The sequence below is a fragment of the Stenotrophomonas sp. SAM-B genome, assembly GCF_013387485.1.
GTDB lineage: Bacteria > Pseudomonadota > Gammaproteobacteria > Xanthomonadales > Xanthomonadaceae > Stenotrophomonas > Stenotrophomonas maltophilia_AA.
Genome location: NZ_JABBXB010000005.1, coordinates 271,867 through 295,033 on the forward strand (window position 1 = coordinate 271,867; position 23,167 = coordinate 295,033).

At 64.7% G+C, this 23,167-nt stretch carries 13 protein-coding genes; 5 read left to right on the plus strand and 8 right to left on the minus strand.

From position 1 onward, the window contains the following. Positions 1–25: 25 nt before the first annotated feature. From HH110_RS13310 to HH110_RS13330, 5 genes are read left to right on the plus strand one after another with little or no spacing between them, the layout of a single operon-like run. Positions 26–1,078 (plus strand): sugar phosphate isomerase/epimerase, encoded by a 1,053-nt coding sequence (locus tag HH110_RS13310; protein ID WP_176990101.1) that lies wholly within the window; start codon positions 26–28, stop codon positions 1,076–1,078. A 26-nt stretch (positions 1,079–1,104) separates the two neighbouring features. After that, positions 1,105–2,322: a nucleoside permease gene (locus HH110_RS13315; protein ID WP_176990102.1), complete on the plus strand. Its 1,218-nt coding sequence runs from the start codon at positions 1,105–1,107 to the stop codon at positions 2,320–2,322. Positions 2,323–2,334: 12 nt separating this feature from the next. Beyond that, positions 2,335–3,459, plus strand: coding sequence for a Gfo/Idh/MocA family protein (locus tag HH110_RS13320; protein ID WP_176990103.1), 1,125 nt, complete (start codon positions 2,335–2,337; stop codon positions 3,457–3,459). Between the two features lie 19 nt (positions 3,460–3,478). Continuing rightward, positions 3,479–4,357: a sugar phosphate isomerase/epimerase gene (locus HH110_RS13325; protein WP_176990104.1), complete on the plus strand. Its 879-nt coding sequence runs from the start codon at positions 3,479–3,481 to the stop codon at positions 4,355–4,357. 33 nt (positions 4,358–4,390) lie between these two features. Further along, positions 4,391–4,669 (plus strand): c-type cytochrome, encoded by a 279-nt coding sequence (locus HH110_RS13330; RefSeq protein WP_176990144.1) that lies wholly within the window; start codon positions 4,391–4,393, stop codon positions 4,667–4,669. A 39-nt stretch (positions 4,670–4,708) separates the two neighbouring features. Here the strand turns inward: HH110_RS13330 and HH110_RS13335 are convergent, their stop codons facing one another. From HH110_RS13335 to HH110_RS19455, 8 genes are all read right to left on the minus strand, one after another. Next, complete coding sequence (locus HH110_RS13335) at positions 4,709–5,467, minus strand: DUF1080 domain-containing protein (protein WP_176990105.1); 759 nt, start codon at positions 5,465–5,467, stop codon at positions 4,709–4,711. Next, a complete protein-coding gene (locus tag HH110_RS13340) occupies positions 5,467–6,042 on the minus strand; it encodes a gluconate 2-dehydrogenase subunit 3 family protein (RefSeq protein WP_176990106.1) in 576 nt (191 codons plus the stop codon). Before HH110_RS13340 ends, HH110_RS13335 begins: the two co-directional genes overlap by 1 nt. After that, on the minus strand, positions 6,042–7,727 hold the full coding sequence (locus tag HH110_RS13345) for a GMC oxidoreductase (protein ID WP_176990107.1): 1,686 nt from the start codon (positions 7,725–7,727) through the stop codon (positions 6,042–6,044). Before HH110_RS13345 ends, HH110_RS13340 begins: the two co-directional genes overlap by 1 nt. Before the next feature lie 29 nt (positions 7,728–7,756). Next, positions 7,757–8,659: a hydroxypyruvate isomerase family protein gene (locus HH110_RS13350; RefSeq protein WP_176990108.1), complete on the minus strand. Its 903-nt coding sequence runs from the start codon at positions 8,657–8,659 to the stop codon at positions 7,757–7,759. Positions 8,660–8,894: 235 nt separating this feature from the next. Then, entirely contained in the window at positions 8,895–9,188 is a 294-nt protein-coding gene (locus HH110_RS13355; RefSeq protein WP_176990109.1) for a hypothetical protein, read from the minus strand. A 159-nt stretch (positions 9,189–9,347) separates the two neighbouring features. Continuing rightward, positions 9,348–9,881 carry a single-stranded DNA-binding protein gene (locus HH110_RS13360; protein WP_176990110.1) on the minus strand — a complete coding sequence of 178 codons (534 nt, stop codon included), beginning with the start codon at positions 9,879–9,881 and terminating at the stop codon, positions 9,348–9,350. A 222-nt stretch (positions 9,882–10,103) separates the two neighbouring features. Beyond that, on the minus strand, positions 10,104–10,655 hold the full coding sequence (locus HH110_RS13365) for a toxin-activating lysine-acyltransferase (protein WP_176990111.1): 552 nt from the start codon (positions 10,653–10,655) through the stop codon (positions 10,104–10,106). Beyond that, entirely contained in the window at positions 10,652–23,167 is a 12,516-nt protein-coding gene (locus tag HH110_RS19455) for a cadherin domain-containing protein (RefSeq protein ID WP_241696568.1), read from the minus strand. Before HH110_RS19455 ends, HH110_RS13365 begins: the two co-directional genes overlap by 4 nt.

The following is a 23,167-nucleotide window of genomic DNA, read 5'->3' on the forward strand; positions in this document are numbered from 1 at the left end:
TCGATTGCATCGAGAGTGAATCACGTTGAAGACGCTCAAGGGTCCAGCGCTGTTCCTGGCGCAGTTCATCGGCGACACACCTCCATTCGATCGGCTGGACACGCTGGCCAAGTGGGCCGCGGGGCTGGGCTATTCTGGCGTACAAGTGCCCACCAGCGCGCCCCACCTGTTCGACCTGGCCGAGGCGGCCCGGAGCCAGGCCTACTGCGACGACGTCGCCGGCATGCTGACCGGACAGGGGCTGCAGATCACCGAGCTGTCCACTCATCTGCAAGGGCAGCTGGTCGCCGTCCACCCCGCCTACGACAGCCTGTTCGATGGATTCGCGCCGCCCGACAAGCGCGGCGATCCGGCCGCCCGCCAGGCCTGGGCGGTGGAGCAGCTGCTGCTGGCCGCCAAGGCCAGCCAGCGCCTGGGACTGACAGCGCATGCCACGTTCTCCGGCGCGCTGGCCTGGCCCTATTTCTATCCGTGGCCGCAACGTCCGCCGGGACTGGTGGAAGAAGCCTTCGCCGAACTCGGCCGCCGCTGGCGCCCGATCCTGGATGCCTTCGACGCCTGCGGCGTGGACCTGTGCTTCGAGATCCACCCGGGTGAGGACCTGCATGACGGCGCGACCTTCGAGCGCTTCCTCGACCTGGTGGACCACCACCCCCGCGCCAAGATCCTGTACGACCCCAGCCACCTGCTGCTGCAGCAGATGGACTACCTGGGCTTCATCGACCGCTATCACGACCGTATCGGCATCTTCCACGTCAAGGACGCGGAGTACCGCACCAGTGCGCGCAGTGGCGTCTATGGCGGCTACCAGGACTGGATCGATCGTCCGGGGCGGTTCCGTTCGCTCGGCGATGGGCAGATCGACTTCAAGGCGATCTTCTCGAAGTTCGCGCAGTACGACTTCCCCGGCTGGGCGGTGCTGGAGTGGGAGTGCTGCCTGAAGCACCCGGAAGACGGCGCACGGGAGGGCGCCGCCTTCATCCGCGACCACATCATCCAAGTGACCGGGCGCGCCTTCGACGACTTTGCCGACAGCGGCACCGATCCTGGATCCCTGCGCCGCATGCTGGGGATCTGAGCCATCACTGCCTGGGAGGGCAAGCCATGACGCACACCATGTCGCGCTTGGGCGCGATGATGTTTCTGCAGTTCTTCATCTGGGGGGCATGGTTCGTCACCCTGGGAACGTACCTGGTGCAGGGGCCGTTGCAGGCCAGCGCGAGCCAGGTAGCGACGGCGTTCCTCAGCCAATCGATCGGTGCCATCGTCGCGCCTTTCCTGGTCGGCTTGATCGCGGATCGCTACTTCGCGGCGCAGCGCATCCTCGCGGTGCTGCACCTCGCCGGCGCGGCGCTGATGTGGCTGGCATCCACGGCGACGGACTTCAGCACCTTCTCCGCCTATGTCATGGGGTACATGCTGCTGTTCATGCCGACGCTGGCGCTGGCCAACAGCGTGGCGATGCGGCACATGCACTCGCCTGAGAAACACTTCCCGCTGGTGCGGGTGGCCGGCAGCGTCGGCTGGATCGTGGCGGGCGTGCTGATCGGCTGGCTGGGCTGGGAACAGGCGCATCGGCTGGAGCTGACGTTCCGGATGGCGGCGATGGCGTCCCTGGCGCTGGGCCTGTATGCGTTCACGCTGCCGCACACGCCGCCGCTGGCGCAGCAGCGCGACGCCGGTCTGGGGCAGATCCTGGGCCTGGATTCGCTGCGGCTGCTGAAGTCGCGCGCGTACCTGGTGTTCTTCCTGGCATCCATCGCCATCTGCATCCCGCTGTCGTTCTACTACAACTTCACCAACCCGTACCTCAACGACCTGGGCGTGCGCGGCGCGGCCGGCCTGCAATCCCTGGGGCAGGTCTCCGAAGTCCTGCTGATGCTGGCCATGCCGTTCCTGTTCGTGCGGCTGGGGGTCAAGACAATGCTGGCGGTCGGCATGGCCGCATGGGTGGTGCGCTACGCCATGTTCGCCTTTGGCGATGCGGGCGGCGGCTTCTCCCTGCTGGTGATCGGCATCGTGCTGCACGGCATCTGCTACGACTTCTTCTTCGTCACCGGCCAGATCTACACCGATGCGCATGCCGGCCCCGCCGCGCGCAGCAGCGCGCAGGGCTTCATCACCCTGGCCACCTACGGCGTGGGCATGCTGATCGGCACGTTCCTGTCCGGCGCGGTGGTGGAGCACTACACCACCGCCGCGGGCCCTGACTGGCAACGGATCTGGCTGTTCCCGGCCGGTGTCGCGCTGGTCGTGCTGGTCGCCTTCCTGCTGCTGTTCCGCGACCGGCCGGCGCTTGCCGCCGCGCCCACCACGCACTGAGGAGCCCACCCGATGCGCAAGCTTGGAATCGCCATTGTGGGCACGGGGATGATTGGCGCCGTGCATCGTCGCGCGGCACTGCTGGCCGGTGCCGAGGTGCGCGGCGTGGCCGCCTCTTCGCCGCAACGCGCAGAGGAGGTGGCGCAGGCGTGGAATGTTCCGCGCGGCTATCGTGACATCGAAGAGGTGGTCACCGATCCCCAGGTGCAGGTCGTGCACATCTGTACCCCCAATCACCTGCACCGCCCGATGGCGCAGGCCGCACTCGAGGCCGGCAAACACGTGATCTGCGAGAAGCCGCTGGCGACGACGCTGGAAGACGCCGAGGCCCTGGCGGCATTGGCCACCTCGACCGGGCTGGTCGCCACGGTGCCCTTCGTCTACCGCTACCACCCGGTGGTCCGCGAGGCACGCGCACGCATCGCGCAGGGCGAGCTGGGGCCGCTGCACCTGATCCACGGCAGCTACCTGCAGGACTGGCTGCTGGACCCCGCCAGCAACAACTGGCGCGTGGACCCGGCGCTGGGCGGCGCGTCGCGCGTGTTCGCCGACATCGGCTCGCACTGGTGCGACCTGGTGGAATGGGTCAGCGGCGAGCGTTTCGTCGACGTCAGCGCGGCTTTCGCCACCGTGATCGCCGAGCGCGGCACGCTCACCGGGCAGAGCTTCACCGCGCCGGTGTCCGGTGGCGCGATGCAGGTGGTCGCGAGCGAAGACGTGGCGGCGGCGATGTTCAGGACCGGTGCGGGTACGCTGGCGTCATTGACGGTCAGCCAGGTCTCGGCCGGACGCCACAATCGCCTCTGGTTCGAGATCGATGGCGCCAGGTCCAGCGTGGCATTCAACCAGGAGGACGCCGAGCGGCTGTGGATCGGCCTGCCCGACCAGCGCGAGGAGACTTTCGTGCGTGGGCCGGGGGCCGGCAGTGCCGAACAGCGCCGGCTGTCTGTCCTGCCAGCCGGGCACGCGCAGGGGTACGGCCATTGCTTCGAGGCGTTCGTCGCCGACACCTATCGCGCCATCGAAGGCGAGCGGCCGCAGGGCCTGCCCACCTTCGAAGACGGACTGCGCTCGGCGCGGATCGTAGACCGCGTCATCGCATCGGCCAGGACACGTGCCTGGACCACCATCGGCTGAATCCCGGGAGACTCTCTTGATGAACACCTCTGTTCGCGGAACTGCAATCCTCGCTCTGCTGCTCGCTGCCCTGCCCGCCTTCGCGCACGACATGGTCACCCCGCAGAAGCCCATCGCCGTGCAGATGTACACACTGCGCAACGCCGGCTCGCTCGACCAGCAGTTGAAGATCGTCCATGACGCGGGCGTGGGTGCGGTGGAAACGGTGGGCACGCAGGGCGTCAGCGCCGCCGAACTCAAGCAGCTGCTGGACAGGCATTCGATCAGGGCGATCTCGTCCCACGTGCAACTGGCCGAGCTGCGCAGGGACCTGGACGGCGTGGTGGCCTTCAACCGGTCGATCGGCAACACGACGCTGGTGGTGCCCTACCTGGACGAAAAGGATCGACCCACCGATGCCGCAGGCTGGACCGCACTGGGCCGGGAACTCGGCGGAATCGCGAGGCAGGCACGGGCCAAGGGCATGCAGCTGGCCTACCACAACCACGACTTCGAGCTGGTCGACTTCAACGGCAGCACAGGGCTGGAACTGCTGTTCGCGGCCGCCGGACCCGATCTGCTGACCGAGCTGGACCTGGCCTGGGTCGCGCGTGCGGGTCATGACCCGGCGGCCATGCTGGAGACATTCCGCGGCCGCCTGTTCGCGGTACACGCCAAGGACAATGCGCCGAAGGGTCACGCCGAAGACGAAGGCGGCTTTGCCGCCGTCGGCCAGGGTGTCCTCGACTGGAACACGATCCTGCCGGCCGCGGCCGATGCCGGGGTGCGGTGGTACATCATCGAGCACGACCAGCCGCGTGATCCGGCCAAGGTCATCCAGGCCGGGGCGGACTACCTGCGCAGACACCTGACTGCCCGCCTGCCCGCCAGCGCACCGCGCCAGCCAGCAAAGGAGTAATGCTTGAATACGCGTTTCAGACTGATCCCGATCATCGCCGTACTGGCATCGAGTGCGCTGCTTGCCCCTGAGGCGTGGTCCAAAGACGACCCTGCGGCCGGCGCGACCCTCTACGCAACCCACTGCACGGCCTGCCACGGTGCCGAGCGCGCCGGTGTTCCGCCAACGTTCCCCGCGCTCACCGACGTCGCCAAGCGGCTGCAGCCGGCGCAGATCAAGGAGAAGATCAGCAAGGGCGGCGGATTGATGCCGCCGTTTCCACAGCTGTCGCCCCAGGAGATCGACGATATCGCCAGTTACCTGGCGCACTAGGCTGCCCGCGCCGGCGCCGGCAGCCGTTTCGTGTCGGCGCTACAGCTCGCGCACCCAGATGTTGCGGTAGCTGACCCTGGAATCGTGCTCCTGCAGGTAGATCGGCGCACACGCATGCGGCGAGTACGAAGGCGCGCCGATGTACTCGGTCTTTCCCGCCAGGACAGTGTCGTTCTGCACCAGCACGCCGTTGTGCAGCACGGTGATGCGGGCGGGCGAGGTGAGCCCGCCGCCCGGCGAGAAGCGCGGTGCCTTCCAGATGATGTCGTAGGCCTGCCACTCACCCGGCGCACGCGAGGCGTTCACCAGCGGCATGGCCTGTTTGTAGAGCGAGGCCGCCTGGCCGTTGGCATAGGTCGGATTGTTGTAACTGTCGAGCACCTGCAGCTCATACAGTTCCTGCAGGAAGATGCCGCTGTTGCCCCGATCCTGGCCGTTGAAGCCCTTTGTCGCGATGGGCGAGCGCCATTCGACGTGCAGCTGGATGTCGCAGAAGCGCTGCCGGGTCCGGATGCCCTTCCTGCCGGGAACCACGGTCAGCGCACCGTCGGCGACGCTCCAGGGCACGCGCCCCCCCTGCTCGGACTCCCAGGCGGAAACATCCCTGCCATCGAACAGCACGACCGCGTCGGAGGGCGCACCGCCCGGCGGCGTGGCCACGCTCGCGGGCACGGGGGTCCACACCTCGGTCTTCGCTGGATCGCGCGCGGGATCACTGTTGGCCTGTGCAGACACAGCTGCGGTGGCCAGCAGGCCCACCGCCATCAGCAACGGGCGGGTCATGATGCTGCGGTCCATCAGCTGGTCCCCCAGGCGGGCGTACCGGGAACATAGGCGAGGTCGCCGTCGTAGCGGCCCGGCACGGCGACATACTTCAGCACCTCGGTCGCGCCGACCTTCGACGTGAAGAAGCCGAAGATGGCGAGCTGCTTGATCATCGTGAAGTAGTGCGGCATCGCCTCGCCTGCTTCGGCGGTGCCGGTCTCGGTGACCTCGACTGCGTGTTTCCTGGCTTCTGCATCCAGCGCGCGCAGGAGTCCGGTACGGTCCTGCGGCGCGAGTGAAACGAAGCGGCCCCCGGCGCGTTTGTCGATATCGGCCAGGCCGGCGCGGAACGCCGCCTGCTGTTTCTGCGTGTAGCAGTCCGTGACGAACGTCGCCATGAACGCACCGGCGCCTGCGTCTTTCGCCCCCGGCGTTTTCGTCCGCGGCAGGATGGTCTCGGCGATCTCGTCCAGCGTGCCGACATCCGCATCGGAGAAGAGCGTCTTCGGCCCTGCGGCAGGAGCCTGTGCCTGACCGAGCGCGGGCAGGCCGATCATGGCCGCACCGGTGGCGGCGACGATCATCTTCAGCAGTTCGCGGCGATCCATCAGAGGTTCCCCGCTTTCAGTTCGCGCACGGCATGGTCGGCGGCCCGGGCCGTCAGCGCCATGTAGGTCAGCGAAGGATTCACGCAGCCGCTGGAGGTCATGCAGGCACCGTCGGTCACATAGACGTTGGGCGCATCCCATACCTGGTTGTGCTGGTTCAGCACGGAGTTCTTGCGGTCACGCCCCATGCGCGCGGTTCCCATTTCATGGATGCCCTTGCCCGGGGCATAGTCGTTGTCGTGCATCTCCACGTCCTTGACCCCGGCGGCCTCCAGCATCTCGGCGGCATCGGCGGCCATGTCCTTGCGCATGGCCATTTCGTTGGCGCGCATGGAAACGTCCATCGCCAACACCGGCAACCCCCACTTGTCCCTGCGGTCCGGATCCAGGCGGATCGTATTGTCGTGGTGCGGCAGCATCTCGCCGAACCCGGTCATGCCGATGCGCCAGTCGCCAGGTACGGTCAGCGCCTCTTTCAGGTCGGCACCGATGTTCAGCTCGGCGATCTCGCGCGACCACCCGTTGCGGCTCGCGCCGCCCTGGTAACCGAATCCCCGCATGTAGCCGCGCTTTTCCTCGGCGACGTTGCGGAAACGGGGAATGTAGAAGCCGCAGGGACGCCGGCCGAAGTAGTACTTGTCCTCAAAGCCCTCGACCCGGCCGGAGGCACCCGCACCGAAATGGTGGTCCATCACGTTGTGCCCCAGCTCGCCCGACGCAGAGCCCAACCCGCCTTCCCAGACATCGGTGGCCGAGTTCATCAACAGCCAGGTCGAGTTGAAGGAGGATGCGTTGAGGAAGATCACCTTGGCCGTGTACTGGTAGGTCTGCCCGGTCTCGGCATCGATGACTTCCACGCCGCGCGCACGCTTGCGGTCCTTGTCGTAGAGCACTTCCTTGACGATCGAGAAGGGGCGCAGGGTCAGGTTGCCGGTCTTCATGGCGGCCGGCAGCGTCGCCGACTGGGTCGAGAAGTAGGCGCCGAAGGGGCAGCCCAGGATGCACTTGTTGCGGTACTGGCAGTTGACGCGGCCCTGCTCGGGCATCGGCTGGGTGATGTTCGCCGTGCGCGAGTGGATCATGTGCCGGGTGCCGCCGAAGGCCTTTTTGATCCGCGCGGCCACGTCCTTCTCGACGATGTTCAACGGGATCGGCGGCAGGAACTCGCCGTCCGGCAACACATCCAGCCCTTCGCGCGTGCCGGCGATGCCGGCGAACTTCTCCACGTAGTCGTACCAGGGCGCGATGTCGGCATAACGGATGGGCCAGTCAGTGGCGATGCCATCCTTGAGGTTCGCCTGGAAATCCAGGTCGCCCAGGCGATAACTCTGCCGCCCCCACATCAGCGAGCGACCGCCCACGTGGTAGCCGCGGAACCAGTCGAACCGTTTGGTCTCGATGTAGGGCGATTCCTGTTCGTCGGCCCACATGCCCTGGAGGTTCTCGGCCAGCGCGTAGTCGCGCATCAGTACCGGGAACGCGGCCTTCATTGCCTGGGTTGGCCGGTTACGATGCGGGAAGTCCCACGGCTCCTTCATCGCGTTGACGTAGTCCTTCACGTGCTCGATGTTGCGGCCTCGTTCCAGCATCAGGACCTTGAGGCCCTTCTCCGTCAATTCCTTCGCCGCCCAACCGCCACTGATTCCCGAGCCGACGACGATGGCGTCGTAATGATTGTCTGCCATGGGTTTGTTTCACCTAGGTGGATATCGTTTCAGACGTCGCAGAGGCGGATCGCCTCGCGCAGCGAGCCGACGGGATCTGGCGCCGCAGGCATGAACTCCTGCGCCAGATACCCATCGAAACCGGTGTCGCGGATCGCGCGACAGATGGCCGGATAGTTCAGTTCCTGCTGATCCCCGATCTCGTGCCGGCCAGGCACGCCCGCGGTGTGGTAGTGCTTGAAGTACGCGTGATGCCTGCCGATGGTGGCGATGATGTCGCCCTCCATGATCTGCATGTGGTAGATGTCGTAGAGCAGGCCGAAATGATCCGAGCCGATCCGTTGGCACAGCTCGACGCCCCAGGCGGAGGTGTCGCAGAGGTAGTCGGGATGATCGACCCTGGAGTTCAGCAACTCCATCACCAGCACGACGTTGCGTATCTCGGCGTGCCGGAGGATGCGCTTGAGCCCCGCTTCGGCATGGGCCATGCCTTCCTCGGGGTCCATGCCGTTGCGATTGCCGGAGAAGCAGATGAGGTTGCGGTAGCCGGCATCGGCCACCAGATCGATGTGCCGCGTGTAGCGTTCCACCAGCGCGTCGTGGAACTCGCGGCCGGCAAAGCCCTTGGTGAGGCCGAGCTCCGCGCCGTTGCACATCGAGCTGTACACGCCATGGGCCTTCAGCGTGGGCCAGTCCTCCGGGCCGACCAGATCAATGGCGACGAACCCGATGTCCTGCACCGTCCTGCACAGCTGGGCGACCGACTGCTGCGGAAAGGTCCAGCGGGCGACGGCGTGCTTCAGGTTGCCCTTGAGCGGCGCGGCCGCGGCAAACGCCGGCAGCACGCCCGCAGCACCCAGCCCCAGGCTCGCGGCGGCCGCCAGGCGCAGTGCATCGCGCCGCGTGAGCCCCGGCCCCGATGCCGGTGCCGGTCTGATCGAATGGATGGACATCCGTCTTCCGGCCTCCCAACCGGTATCAAACGCTGACGATCCGCTGCAATGCAATCGATTGCACCATAGAGGAGGACATCGTTTTTTTGCAAGACGCGGTGCACGAAAACGCATGCTGCGGGGCACAACGCGCGTGCGGCCTCTCGCCGCGTGCGTACGATGGGAGAGCGGCGTGCCACGTAATCGCGTTCACCGGGCTGCGGGAGGACAGCGCCGCCGCGCAGCAGGCCTCCGCTCATCGCCGGCGATGCATCGCCTGGCGCAGCTGCTCCCGCGCCTCCGGGTCAGCCTCGATCATGCGGCGCAGCGAGCGATAGACATACGCGCGGCAGAGCCCGGGCCAGGCGACCAGCAGATAGACCGCGCCGGCGATCAGCCACGCATTCGGTGCCTGCTTCATCAGGCCGGTGTAACCACCGGTCGCGGCCACTGCCAAGATCACCAGCAGCACCCAGCGGAACCAGCGCCAGAACCGCATTCCCCAGTCGACATTGAGAACGTGCTTGAGTTCCTGGTCGGTCAGTCGCATGCCGTCACTCCTTCCCTGAGCAAGGACCCATCGTGCCACGCCTACGAGTAGAAGACCGCGTCAAACCAGCAGGAAGCAGAACGTCCTGTGCAGAAAAGAAAAACCCCAGCAAGCACAGGGGCTTGCCGGGGTTTCATCTGCATCCGTAAAAATCAGAAATCAGAACGGAATGTCGTCATCAGCGAAGTCGTCCATCGGCGGCGCCGACTGCTGCGGGGCCTGCTGCTGTGGGCGCTGCTGGCCGTAGCCACCACCACCGCCGCCGCGCTGACCACCGCCACCGCCACCGCCACCGTACTCCTGGCGCGGGGCCTGCTGGCGCTGCGGACGTTCGCCGCCAGCACCGCCACCGCCGCCTTCACGGCCGCCGAGCATCTGCATCTCATCGGCGATGATGTCGGTGGAGTACTTCTCCACGCCGTCCTGGCCGGTGTACTTGTCGTAACGCAGGCTGCCTTCGACGTAGACAGAGCTGCCCTTGCGCAGGTATTCACCGGCGATTTCGCCGAGCTTGCCGAAGAACACCACGCGGTGCCATTCGGTGCGCTCCTGCTGGTTGCCATCCTTGTCCTTGCGGACGCTGGTAGTGGCCAGGCTGATGCGGGTGATCGCCATACCGCCCTGGGTGTACTTCACGTCCGGGTCGTTGCCGAGGTTGCCGACCAGGATGACTTTATTGATGCCGCGCGCCATAGGGTTGCTCTTCCGTTGTCCGAGGGCCGCCTGGTGTCATCGCACAAGCGGATCGATGCCGGGATGCGGCGGCCCTGCGGGGGGTGATTCGTTGGGGTACTTGGCCGCCATGGTACCACTGGAACCGCCCCTGGCCGCCCGCTGGGGGCGACCACGGAAAGTTCGATGAAACCCACCAGAACGCAAGCGGGCGTCAATTGCGACGGGGCTCAGCGCCCGCCCTCAGGCCGCCTCGGCCCCCGGGGCATTCAGGGTGACCTTGTCGCGCCGCCCGGTCTGCGGGTCGGTCCGGTGCATCGAGACCAGCTTGCCCGCGAACGGACCGGTCAGCAGGTCGGTGAGCATGGCTTCTGCCAGGCCGTTGCCGGGGGTCGCAAAGGGCGTGACGAACTCGATCAGCCACAGCCGGTCTCCGCTACTCCACTCCTCCAGTTCCAGGCGCTGGCCCTGCTCCAGCTTCTGCTCGGCCACCTCGGACAAGTTCGCCCAGATGGCCACGCCCAGCGGCAGCTGCTCCAGCGCCTTCTGGGTGAGCCCGCTGAAGGCCGGCGAGGCATCCTGCAGCCCGGGCAACGGCGGCAGGGTGCCGAAGCGGAACACCCGGAACTGTTCCTTCAGCACCGGCGGCATAAAGGACCATTCCAAGTCCTTCAACTTCAGCTCACGATGCAGCGCAGACTGAGAAAGCAGCCAGACGATCTGGCCCAATGCCTCGGCCACGGTGCGGGGGGCGCCATCGCTGGCCGGTGAAGCGGACGTCGGGGACGTGATCATGAGTGGGAAATCCTGTAGTCGGGAATGGCAGTGAGCAGTTCCATGGTGGCAGGGTTGCGCGCGGCCGTGCTGATGCCCTGCGCATAGGGTTGGGCATCGAAGGTGGACATCGCTTCGATCATCTGGAACCGCTTCTTCTGGGCGAGTGCCAGATTGTCATGCAGGGCCGAGCGTGACGTCCGGGGGCTGGTCGGGAGGCTGTCGTCAACAGCCGGTCGACGATCCTGTCCAGACGGGGCCTGCCTGCGTTCGGCCGCTGTCTGCTCGACCCCGCCGAAGCGATCCCGCGCACCGGCCACTACCGGAGGTGTTCCGGACTGCGGCAGGTCTGCACTGGCCGCGACCCTCAGATTCCCACCGCGACGGTTGACGCGGCCGGAAGTGGCATCGCCACTGCCCAGATCGCGCCCCCCGTTGCCGTTGCCGGCATTGAGGTTCTGCCCGCTGCCGCCCTCGTCATTGTTGCGTTCGCCGAAGGCGAAGAACATGTCCGCCAGTGCCCCCTGGCTGCCATCGGTGCGGGTGAACTGGCCGTTGGCATAGGTGGTGTTGTCTCGCGTCTGGCCTGGCATCTGCCCGGTGCGCTGCGCATCGAGGTTGATCGACGCCACGCCCGCCTGCTGGAGGGTCAGCAATTCATCGGCCTGGCTGATGCCATCGCGGTTGCCGTCACGCCACACCTGGAACTCGCCGAAGCGTGCATCGTTGGCGTCAAAGCGGCGATCGCCATTGCTGTCGTAGGCCGCCAGGCCCTCCAGGTCCGAATGGGCACCGTCGAGGTCAGCGGTGAACGAAATTTCGGCGCCGGAATCGATCACGCCGTTGCGATTGCGGTCCAGGACCAGCAGGCCATCATGCGGCCCCACCCAACCGGTGAGGTCGCGCACGCCGTCGCCATTCATGTCGAAGCGGGTTGCGCTCTGCGCCCAGCCAACGGTTTCAACGCCGTCGCCGTCCATATCCAGCACCACCGGCCCGAGGCGTGCGCCGTGCATGTTGACGACGAACTTGATGGGGTCGCTCCAAAGACCGCCACTGTCGACTGACGCGACTGTAATTTCATACCAGGTTTCGTAGTTGGTTTCTTCGAAGTAGCCTGCACCACTTCCGCGCGGATCGCCCCAATTGCCAGACGTCTCCTGACGCCAGCTGCCACGCGCATTCACGCGAATGGCAAGATAATTGGCGCTGTGATAATACCCGGTGAGGAAGCCGTCCCCGGATACCGCGCGCGTCGTTATTCCGCGATCATAGCTATAACCTTCACCACTATAGGTATCGGTGTATTGCCCGGTGACATGCACGTACTCGATTGCACTTGTCACCACCAGCAGAGCCATCCCATCTTCGGCGTCACTGCCCCACATAACCTGGATACCATTGTCTTCGACCCGTACGACGGTGGGACGATCGTTGACATTCTGTACGTTGATCGTCACCCAGGTACTGGACGAAAGGCCGCCCCGGTCGGTCACCGTGACCAGTATTTGATGGCTTTGCGCGGCCTCGTAGTCCAATTGGCCATGCAGCGCGATCTGCCCGGTGGTGGCGTTGATCCCGAACAGATTGCTGGCCCCGCCAGTGATGGCAAAGCGGTGGTCGCGGTTGTACCACTGGCTGTCCGGATCGGACCAGTTGGTGAACTGGAACACCGTCTGACCGGCGCCGGGCGCTGACTCCGCCAGCGAAACGCTCTGGCCCCAGGTACTCGGCGCTTCGTTGACGTCTTCGATGCGGACAGTGACTTCCCGGTTGCCCGATACCAGCGCGCCGTCGGTGGCCCGCAGGGTCACGTTGTAGACCGCCTCCAGCTGGCCGTCGCCATCACCGTCGATCAGCTGCACATACGGTGCAATCGCTTCGAAATCGAAGCTACTGACGTTGTACTTGAGCTGGTTACCGGAAATGACGAACCAGGCGAAGGGATCGTTGATGATCTGATAGGACGGCGTGGTGCCGTCCGGGTCGGACGACGACAGGGTTGCCACCACTTGCCCGGCCACCCCGGTGTTCTCGCCGGTGAGCACGATGTGCTGGACGACATCCGGGGTCCGCGGTGCCTCGTTCACGTTGGATACGCCGACCTGGAACACCTGGTCGCGAGTGGCACCATGGCTATCGGTCACCCGTACCGTGACGGCGTGCGTGGTCGCGGACTCATAATCGAGCAGGCTGCCATTGGCCACCGTCAATGCGCCGGCGGCCGAGATCGCGAAGCGCCCGCCGGCATTGTTGACAAGGCTGAACGTCAGGCCGTCGGTGGTGTCCTGGTCCTGGCCGCTGAACGTACCGACTGCCGCGCCATTTGCGGTGTTTTCGGCGATGGTCAGTGTCCGGTCCGCGGTAATGCCGTGCGGCGCATCATTGACGTCTTCCAGCCGCACCGTGATGGTGCGTACGCCTACCGATGACAGCCCCCCAGATACGGCGCGCACCGACACCGAGTACACCGCTTCCTGGCGGCCATCGCCATCCGCATCGCTCAACGTCATGCCGGCAGCTTTCAGCGCCTCGAAGTCCAGCACCAAGCCAGCACGGAACTTCAGCTGGTTGCCGACCAGGGTGAACCACCCCCTGGAATCGCCCTCCAGCACATAGCTGTAGGTGCCATTGCCGCCACTGGAGGACAGGTTGGCGATCAGCACGCCCCCCAGCGCAGCATTCTCAGCCGCGATCGCGACCGGCTGGCTGGACACCGAGGGCGTGCCAGGTGCTTCGTCAACGTTGGTGACCGCGACAGTGAAGGTTTTGTCGCGGGTCAGGCCGCCGGCGTCGGTCACGCGCACCACGATCTGGTGCGAGGCATTGGTTTCGTAGTCGAGCAGGCTGGCGTTGGCGATGGTCAGGACACCCGCCGCCGAGATTGCGAAGCGACCGCCTGCATTGTCGGCAAGACTGAAGGTGAACCCATCATTGTCCGCATCCACGCGCGCGAAGTTGCCCAGCACTGTCCCGTTGGCCAGCGGTGCCTCGCTGGTGGACTCGGCAGTGCTCAGCGCCCGGTCCACGGTAATGTCGGTCGGGCGAGCGTTGATGGTCACCGTCAGTGTCTGTGTCTTGCTGCTGGTCTGGCCGGTCGCCAGCTCCTTGGCAATGGCCGTCACCGTCAATGCAGCGGTGCCGGTAAGGTCGGCCGACCACGTCGCCGGCCCCACCAGTGCCAGTCCCGCCAGCTGCGCGGGCGTCAGCGACCAGACGCCATTGCCCAGGTGTGTGCCCTTGTTGAGCGTCAATCCGGCCGGCAGGTTCGAAATACGGATTTCCAGCGTTTCCGACCCATCCTTGTCGGACAATGCCGCCTGCACGTCCAGTGCCAGCGTGCCACCGTCCAGCGTGGTGCCCACCTGCACCGCGCGGGTGATCAGCGGCGCATCGACCACCGGCGCCACGTCCAGGAAGAAGACACGCTCGGTCACCAGGCCTCCGGCGTCAGTGGCGATCAGCTTGATGGCCACCCGGCCACTGGCGTTGCCCTTGGGAACCAGCGTCACCGTGCGCGAGCCGTTGGCGCCCACGGTGATGGTCGGTGGGTTCATCCACGCCAATACGGTGCTCAGGTCTGTGGCATCCACGGCCACGGCACGCACGCTCACGCCGCTGGCCGGGGTCAGGTCATCGCCTACGGTGAACTGCACGGCCACCTGGCCGTCCTCATTGATCTGCTGGTTGGCCACCACGCTGACCGTCGGCAGGCCGTTGCCATCCCAGTGGTGGCGCCACCGGTTCTCGAACGCCGCGTCCGCGTGCAGGGCCTGGTAGTCGGCCAAGGTTGCAGGCTTGGTTTTTCCGGCCATCAGCGCCACCAGCGCCTCGGCGTTGATCGTGCTCGTTGCGTGCTCACCGGCCAGGAAGAAATCGATCTTGTAGCTCGCCCGATCGCTGGCATTGGTGGTGGTGTACCAGCCCTTGATCGTGGTCTGCACGCTGGTCCCGATGACCGAGATCACCAGGTCATCCCCGGTGCGGCTGAACCACAGATCATTGCGGCTGATGTCGCGGTAGCCGATGACGTCGATGTCGTCACCGCTCGAATCATAGTTGCGGATCTCGTCGGCCCCGGAACTCCGGTCGATCAGATAGACATCACTGTCGTCGCCGCCGATCAGGATGTCGTTGCCGGCACCACCATAGAGCGTATCGTTGCCGGCCTGCGCGTCGAGCAGATCATCGCCATCGCCGCCGTACAGCGTGTCGTTGCCGGCACCACCGTAGAGCTTGTCGTTGCCTGCGCCACCTTCAATGTAGTCATCACCGGCGGTGCCGGTGATCGTGTCAGCGAAGCTGCTTCCGATCACGCGCTCAAACGCGTCTTCCAGCACATCGCCCTGCGCAGCCCCGCCGTGCGTTCCGGTAGCCATGTCCAGCACAACGCCAGCGGTGGCCGTGGCGTAGGTCAGCGTATCGACACCTGCGCCACCGGACAGCACATCGGCCCCGGCCCCGCCATCAGCGATGTCATCGCCCTCACCGCCACGCAGCGTGTCGTTGCCCAGTCCGCCGAGCAGCGTATCGTTGCCAAGGCCACCGTCCAGCAGATCGCTACCGGCACCGCCGTCGAGCACGTCGTTGCCGGCTTCGCCGTACAGGCGGTCATCACCGTCGTCACCATAGAGCGTGTCGTCGCCGTCACCGCCACGCAGCTCATCAACGCCTGCCCCACCATACAAGGTGTCGCGGCCTAGATCGCCCCACAGCTTGTCATCGCCGGCTTCACCGCGCAGGGTGTCGTCGCCGTCACCACCGTACAGATCATCGTTGCCGCCGCCCCCGTTGATGATGTCGTTGCCGCCCAAGCCTTGGATTACGTCCCGGTTGGCCTGCCCCACCAGGGTCTCGCCTGCGGCGGTGCCATACAGGTAGTCATCGCGGTTGACCACTGTGAACACCAGCTGCTTGCTGACGCTCAGCCCGGCACCGCCACGATCGGTGGCAACAACGGTCACCGTGATGGTGGCGCCCGCCTCGTAGTCGACGATCGCACCGGCCTTCAACCGCAGCTGATTGCCGTTGACGATCTCGAAGCGGCTGTCGGACACGCTGTACGCCATCGTGGCGAAATCACTGCCCGGGGTCGTGTCCGGATCGGTCGCCGACAACGTGCCAAGCAGGATCGCCGGCCGCGCGGTCCCGGTGGGTACGCGGTCGGTTTCGGTAATGCTGGTGGTGCTCGCAGCGAAGGCAACGGCCGTCGGCGCCTCGTTCTCGTCTTCGATTGCATAGGTGAAGCTCAGCGTCCCGTCCGAGGCCAGGCTGCCGTCATGCGCGCGCACGCTGGCAGTCAATAACACCTCCTTGACGCCATCGCCGTCCAGATCAACCAGCGTGGCGCCCTGCGCTTTGGACAGCGCCTCGAAATCGATCGCAACCCCGGCGCGGACACGCACTTGGTTGCCCACCACCTCTAGCAGTCCACCCGGGTTGGTCACCAGTTGCAGTGTTGGCGTGGTCTTGTCCGGATCGCTCAGCACGAAGCTTCCGACCACTGTGCCGGCGCCGGTCTTCTCACCCGCCAGTACCGGGGCCATGTTGGGTGGACGGCTGGGCGTGAACGGGGTTTCGTTGACGTTGCGCACGTCGATGACGAAGTTCTTTTCGAACCAGGCGCCCGCACCATCGGTGACGCGTATCCGGACCGTGTGTGCCACGCCGGTTTCGTAGTCGAGCCTGGTACCGTCGCGTACGCTCAGCACGCCATCGGCGCTGATCGCAAAGCGCCCACCGCCATCGTCAACCAGGGTGAAGGTGGCGGTGTCTTCGGGGCCGTCGCGGTCCACATGGCCAAAGCGACCCAGCGACAGGGTGTTTGCCGCGTTCTCGTCGACGGCCAACGGGCCCGGGGCAAGGATGTCGCTTGGCACGTCGTTGACCGACCGCACCGCCAGCTCGACCACCTGGTCGGCGGTGTTGCCATCGGCATCGGTGACGCGGACCACGAAGCGATCATTGCCGTGGCGGTCTGCCGCTGGGGTATAGACCCATGCGCCGGTGACTGCATTGAGGGTCAAGTTACCCATGCCCGGCGCTGTCAGCAGCGTATAGCCGGTGATGTTGTCATCATGGTCCACGGCGTTGACGTTGCCAGTGAGGGGCAGGTCTTCGTCGGTGGCCAGATACTGGGTGGCCACCAGCGGAGCAGGCTTGTTGGAGTTCTGCCAGTAGCTGGCCAGTTGTTCCTGGAGTGCGGACGACATACTGCCCGGTACCAAGACCGAATCGGCCGCCATCGCCGCCAGCAACGGCTCGGCGTGCGCCAGGAACAGCGACCCGCCGCCGGTGGTGATCTCGGTGATGCGGCTGGTTCCGGCGTAGTAGCCGGCAATGGTGATGCGGGTGCTGCCACCGATCACGCTTACCAGCAGGTCGTTGCCAACGCGCTGCAACCAGACTTCGTTGGGCGCGGCGTTCTGCAGCACGATGCGGTTCACGCCCTGTGCGTCTTCGATCCGGTCGCTGCCGCCGTCGCGATCAAACAGATAGGTATCATTGCCATCGCCCCCGCGCAGCAGGTCATTGCCCGCCTCGCCCACCAGCGTGTCATTGCCGGTACCACCATCGAGCAGGTCATCACCGGCGCCCCCCACCAGGGTATCGTCGCCGGCGTCGCCGTACAGTTGGTCGGCGCCCTCCTGACCGCCAAGGGTGTCATTGCCCTCGCCGCCCCATGCCTTGTCGTCACCGACATCACCGCTGATCTGGTCGTCGCCCACGCCACCGTAGATGTCATCGGCACCCGAGCCACCGGCGAGCACGTCATTGCCCGCGCCGCCTTCAAGACGGTCGTCGCCGGCATCGCCAGAAATCGCGTCGTTGCCGTCCCCGCCCATCAGGGTGTCGTTGCCATCGCCGCCGATGAGGACGTCATCGCCCCCCCGGCCATCCAGCCAGTCATTGCCGCCCAGGCCAATCAGGCGGTTGGCCCGCGCATCGCCACTGAAGGTATCGGCAAAGCCATCTGTTCCGACCACATTCTCAATGGAACTCACACCCCCGCTCATCACGATGGTGTCGCCCGTTGCATGACCGCCGGACAGCGTGCCAGCCGCCAGATCAAGGACCAGCGCGGCGTCGGAGCTTACGTAGCGGATCGTGTCCCCGTAGCCACGATCTGCCTCCAACGGCAGACCAAGACTGATGCGGTCGCTCCCACCGTCCAGCACATCCGCACCCGCACCGCCTTCCAGGGTATCGTCACCCTCGCCGCCGGACAGCCTGTCATCCCCATCCCCGCCAGAGATCACGTCATGCCCGGCGCCGCCGTTGATGGTGTCGGCCGCAGCGCCTCCCAGAACAACGTCATCAGCGGTGGTCCCCCCCTGCGCAAGCTGACGCAGATTTTCAAGGTCAAACACAAGTCCATCGCTGAGCTGGACCTTATCAACGCGGCGCTGGCTGTTGGCCCCATCAATGAGTCTGACCGAGCCGGTCTGTGCCGCAATGACATCAAGCTGGGTATCGCCGCTCACGATCCGCATGCGCAGGTTGGACAGGCTGATGGCGCTGCCGAATGCCAGGACATCGTTGCCCCCCTCAACATCCTGGAACGCTTCACGGGCGATCTGCGAACCGTTTTCGGTGTTACGCCATGCATTGCCCAGCAGCCGCCCAACCCCATAAGGCCATGCCGACGCAGGCGGCATGGTTGCCTGCGCGGTGGCAAACAGGAAGTCAACGCGGTCAATGCTCTTGTAGACAACCTGACCGGTCTCCCGGCTGGTGATCGTCAGACGATGGGCATACAGACCGCCCGCCCCTTGACCAAGCAACTCCCACGATGCCGAATAGCCGCCCGCTACGTCACCAGCGGAGGTGACCACTTCCTCCAGGGCGAAGGCGCCCTCGAAGATCTGGTCGTTTCCATCACCCACGTTGTATTCGTACGTATCGTCTCCCTCGCCGCCATACAGAACATCGCTGCCGCCGCCACCACGCAGGACATCAGCGCCGACACTGCCGCCCAGCCGGTCGTCGCCGCTGCTACCCTCCAGTCCGTCGATGCTGCTGTACACATCGCCCTTGGCATCACCCGTGTTGGCAAAGGTACCTTCCAGATATGCGCGTACGCCGACGCTGCCCGCATACGACGCGATGTCCACACCGCCACCGCCAAACAGCGTGTCGGCACCCGCACCACCGTGCAGCAGGTCGTCACCCTGCCCGCCGTAGAGAACGTCGTTGTCGGCGCCGCCACGCAGCGTGTCGTTGCCGTCGTTGCCCATCAGCAGGTCGACCCCCTGCCCGCCGTCGATCACGTCATCGCCGCCATTACCAGTGAGCCAGTCCTTGCCAGCTGTTCCGTTGATGGTGTCGTTCCCATCGCCCCCACCCAGGAGGGTCATGTCGGTGAGGGCGTGCCGCCCGGTTGCGGCAAAGACCATGTTCTCGATGGAGCCACCCAGGGCATACCAGTCCTTGATGGTGATGCGATCACCGGAACCGGACAGCTGGCCAACCTCGCCATCACGACCGATCACCAGCCGCAGATCATTGCCATCCCGCTGCAGCATCACGTCCTGGATGTCGACCCCGACACCGAACTCCAGCGAATCCACGCCAGCGTCGCGCGCGATCAAGCCGTTGATCGCGCCCTGGTGGCGGCGCAGCACCTGGGCCTCGTCGTTCCAGTCGTTATGGCTGGTCCAGGTGGAACCGTCGAAGTAGACGATACCGTCCTTGCTGACGGTTCCATCGGCATTGCGCACATAGCCGTTGACGTACCCGCCGTTCTGCCAGACCAGATCCCAATTGTCGACATAGTCGTCCATGAGGGTGTCATCGCCATCGCCACGCTGGTAGCGGAAGACATCATCACCTGCGCCGCCGACTACTTCATCGTTCCCACGGCCACCAACGACCAGATCCGCTCCAGTGCCGCCGTACACACGGTCGTCGCCATCGTCACCGAATACCGTATCGTTACCCGCGCCGCCCAGCACCTGGTCGTTACCGGACCCGCCCATCACCCAGTCCTGGTCGCCGTCACCGGCGACGAAGTCGTCACCCGACCCGCCATTGCCGAAGTCGTTGCCGGCCAGACCGCGGATCTCGTCGTTGCCGGCGCCGCCGTACAGGAAGTCAGCGCCATAGGTGCCAAGAATAACGTCCGAGCCGCCGGTGCCGATGATGTAGGAGGTCATGTCCCCGATGCGGATCTCTTCGCCGTCGGCAAAACGCAGCCACTCCACGCGGTGTGAAGACTCGAACCAGTCCTTGATGATCAGCTCGTCGCCGGTAAGGATCGCGTTGCCCGCCGCATCGTAGGCAAGCAGCGCGATGACCAGATCATTGCCTGCGCCACTGGCCGCTGAACGACGCATCTGGACATTCTGCAGCGACAAACCGCTGCCAAACACGATGGCATCCTCGCCCCCCTTTACCGACCCGTTGACTTCATAGTCACCACCGCCGGCCCAGTTGCGCGCCAGCTCTCCGTTGGCAATCTTCGCCAGGCGGTCGTTCAGGCTGTCGCCGCTGCCACGGATCCCGCCGCTGCCCTGCTCGTCGTACACCACGTCGCGGCCGTCGCCGAGGCGGAACAGGTACTGGTCCGAACCACCTCCACCGAACAGGCGCGCTTCGCCACCGGCACCGCGATCGTCGCCCGCACCACCGGCGAGAATATCGCCGCCTTCGCCACCGACCAGCAGGTCGTTACCCGCGCCACCTTCCAGCCAGTCCGAGCCGATGCTGCCGTACAAGCGATCATCGCCAGCGCCACCGTCGAGGTAGTTGCCGTTGCCACCGTTGCCGGCGATGGCTGTCGCCTGGGCAGCCGTGTCGCCGACGGCGAAGTTCACATTGGCGACGTTGCCCGCGAACAGGACGTCATTGCCGTCGCCGCCGAACAACCAGTCATCGAGCAGGCCGCCCACCAGAGTGTCATTTCCGCTTCCACCCAGCAGATCATTGCCCAAGTCGCCGCCACGGACGATGTCGTCTCCGGCGCCGGCGTCGATGACGGCTGCGATCTCGATGCGGTGGCTGGTCTGAGAAGTGTTGCCATTGATCAGCAGGCCGGTCGTGCTGGACAGTACCGCACCGTTGACGTGAATGCTGTCGTTGCCATTGCTGCCTAGGATTTTGTCCTTGTCGGAGGCAATGATGGAGTCACTGAAAGTGAAGACCTCATTGCCGACCCAATCAATCAGTACGCGCTCCCGTCCGCCATCCATATCAAATTTGAACATCATGTTCGATGCGGCAAGACCAGCACCATCAACCGTGCCATCTGCCACTTGGTCAAGCCATGCGGCGAACCCCCCAGTCCAGTCCGACGCTGCACGCCGATTCAGACCAAGCTCTTCCACGCGGACCAATGTGATGGCCCACTGCGCCGCGAATCCACTTTCCGGCGCGCCCGCGATCAGCGCGTTGATCTCCCATGGGGATGCCACGTATCGGCCGTAATCGGTCGCAACAGCGATATCGCCAAAAAGACTGGTCGCACTGAAACTGGTCGGCACGTCCAAGCTGGCAAGGTTCCTGCCGATGGCGCGTTTGATATAGACGTCCCCCCCTACCATCCTTGCGAGCAGGCTGGATAGACCACGAACAGTCCCGTAAGAGATGACATCCTCTGCTTTGGACGTTGTGATAGATGGGTTTGACCAGTAACGATAGTTTTTCCCGTAGGTGCCGTACGTGCCGCCATCGACCGACGTTCCGATTGCCAAACGACTTCCAGAGACCTCCAGCACGGCGTTCATGGTGCCGGCGACCTGATTGGCCAGGAGAACGGCACCCACGGTCGTTCCGCCCGATTTGGCGTGCGCGCCGGTCACTGTGAATGCAGAGTTCGATTCGTCCCATGTGACCGACGCCCAAGACCTGGGCTTCCCACTGGAGAACAGACTTCCGATCAATCCGCCGAACACATATCCGACCAACGCGCCTATGGCCGCACCGATTGGTCCAGCGTATGTGGCTCCAACGGCTTGCAGCAACGCGCTCCAAGTCTGAGCCATGGTCGCACCCACGTACGCACCCACTGCAGAGCCGATCTGGGCGCCAAGCTGACCGCCAACCGTATCGAACTTGACAAGACTGGCACCGAGGCGCGCGCCGATGTAGCCGCCGACAGCGGTGTATATCTGGGCCGGCTCTAACCCGTTCACAATGCTGATGTCCACGCCATCGGCAATCTTGATTGCATTCTCGATGATCTGTCCAAGCGCCGTGGACGCAACGGTCTGCCCGATCTCCGCCAAAGTGCCTTTGATGCCCAGAGAACTGATCAGCTCGGCGGTCAGGTACGCAGAGATGGCGCCAGAGGCCGCACCGCGCAGGCTTGTCTGGAACTCTTCCGGGATGTCAGCCAGCAGGTCCATGATTCCAGACCTGGTAATCACCTTCGTACCACCGGCAGCAGCGATTTCGCCGAGGTTTCTGCCGACAGTCTTCAGCGTTGCCGAAGCCAGCACCTGCCAGAGCGGATCATTGATCTTGAGTGCGGAGGCAACTGCACCTCCTATTGCGCCGCCCAAGCCACCTGACATCGCGATCCGTTGAAGGGTGGCGGCATCCACGTAGACCGGCATCAACGGAGTCGTCGTGGGTCGTTCCGAGGCGGTGCCCTTTCGATTGAACGTCCTCAGTCTTCCACTGCCATCAGCGAAGATGAAGTCACTTGCCCTGCCGTTGAAGTAAAGTCCATCAGCCTCCAGCTTTGCCTCGTCTCCACCTAGACCCTCAAGATCGATACGTACGCTGCCTGGCTCGTTGCCTCCAGGTATCCGCTCCTGCATCCACTGCTCTACGCTGATGATGTCTTCGAGCCGAGAACGCAGGTAGTAGTTCTGATAGTCCAAGCCCCTGCTTGCGCCAAGACCCCCGCTACTAGCATCGTAGTAGCAAACGCCGAAGGCTTCCTTGTTACGGTTGGGATCAACAGAATAGTCCTCGCGCAGTACAATACCCGGCGCAAGTGCGTATTGCCCATTGGGCTGTTGGATGACACATCCCGGCGGCATGGCCTGAAACATTCTGCCCAGGACGGCTTGCATGTTGACCGTTCCTGAGCCACCAACAATGCGGCTCCGCACGGCATTCCAGCCGCCGATCATTCCGATCGCTTCATCTGTACGGGTGGCTTTCAGATAGGCAGCCAAGGCGGGCGTGTAATCCCTGACCCCTGTCGTCCGCGCGATGATTGAAATCTGATCACGAAATGTTTCAAGTGCGATCTTGGATTGGCGCGAATATATACTGTGTGCGACTTCGTGCCCCAGTACAAAGGCGATTGCATCAAGAGAGGCCTCGCCCCTGTTGACGAAGCGCTCGCGACTGATGCGAATGAATCCATCACCGGGACTGTAGTTTCCACCTTCACTAGCGCCCGATGGAAGAAGATCGATCCCTTTTAAGGTTCCTTCAATAGCGGAGAGGTTAAGGCGCAGCAAGAGGTCGGGAGAGCCTTCAATCGTTCGCCGAATGGTCTGCTCGGCACGAGCATAGTCCCCCCCTTTGCGGCGAAGGCTTTGCAGAATCGCGTCAAGATCTCTATTGATCGATGCCAT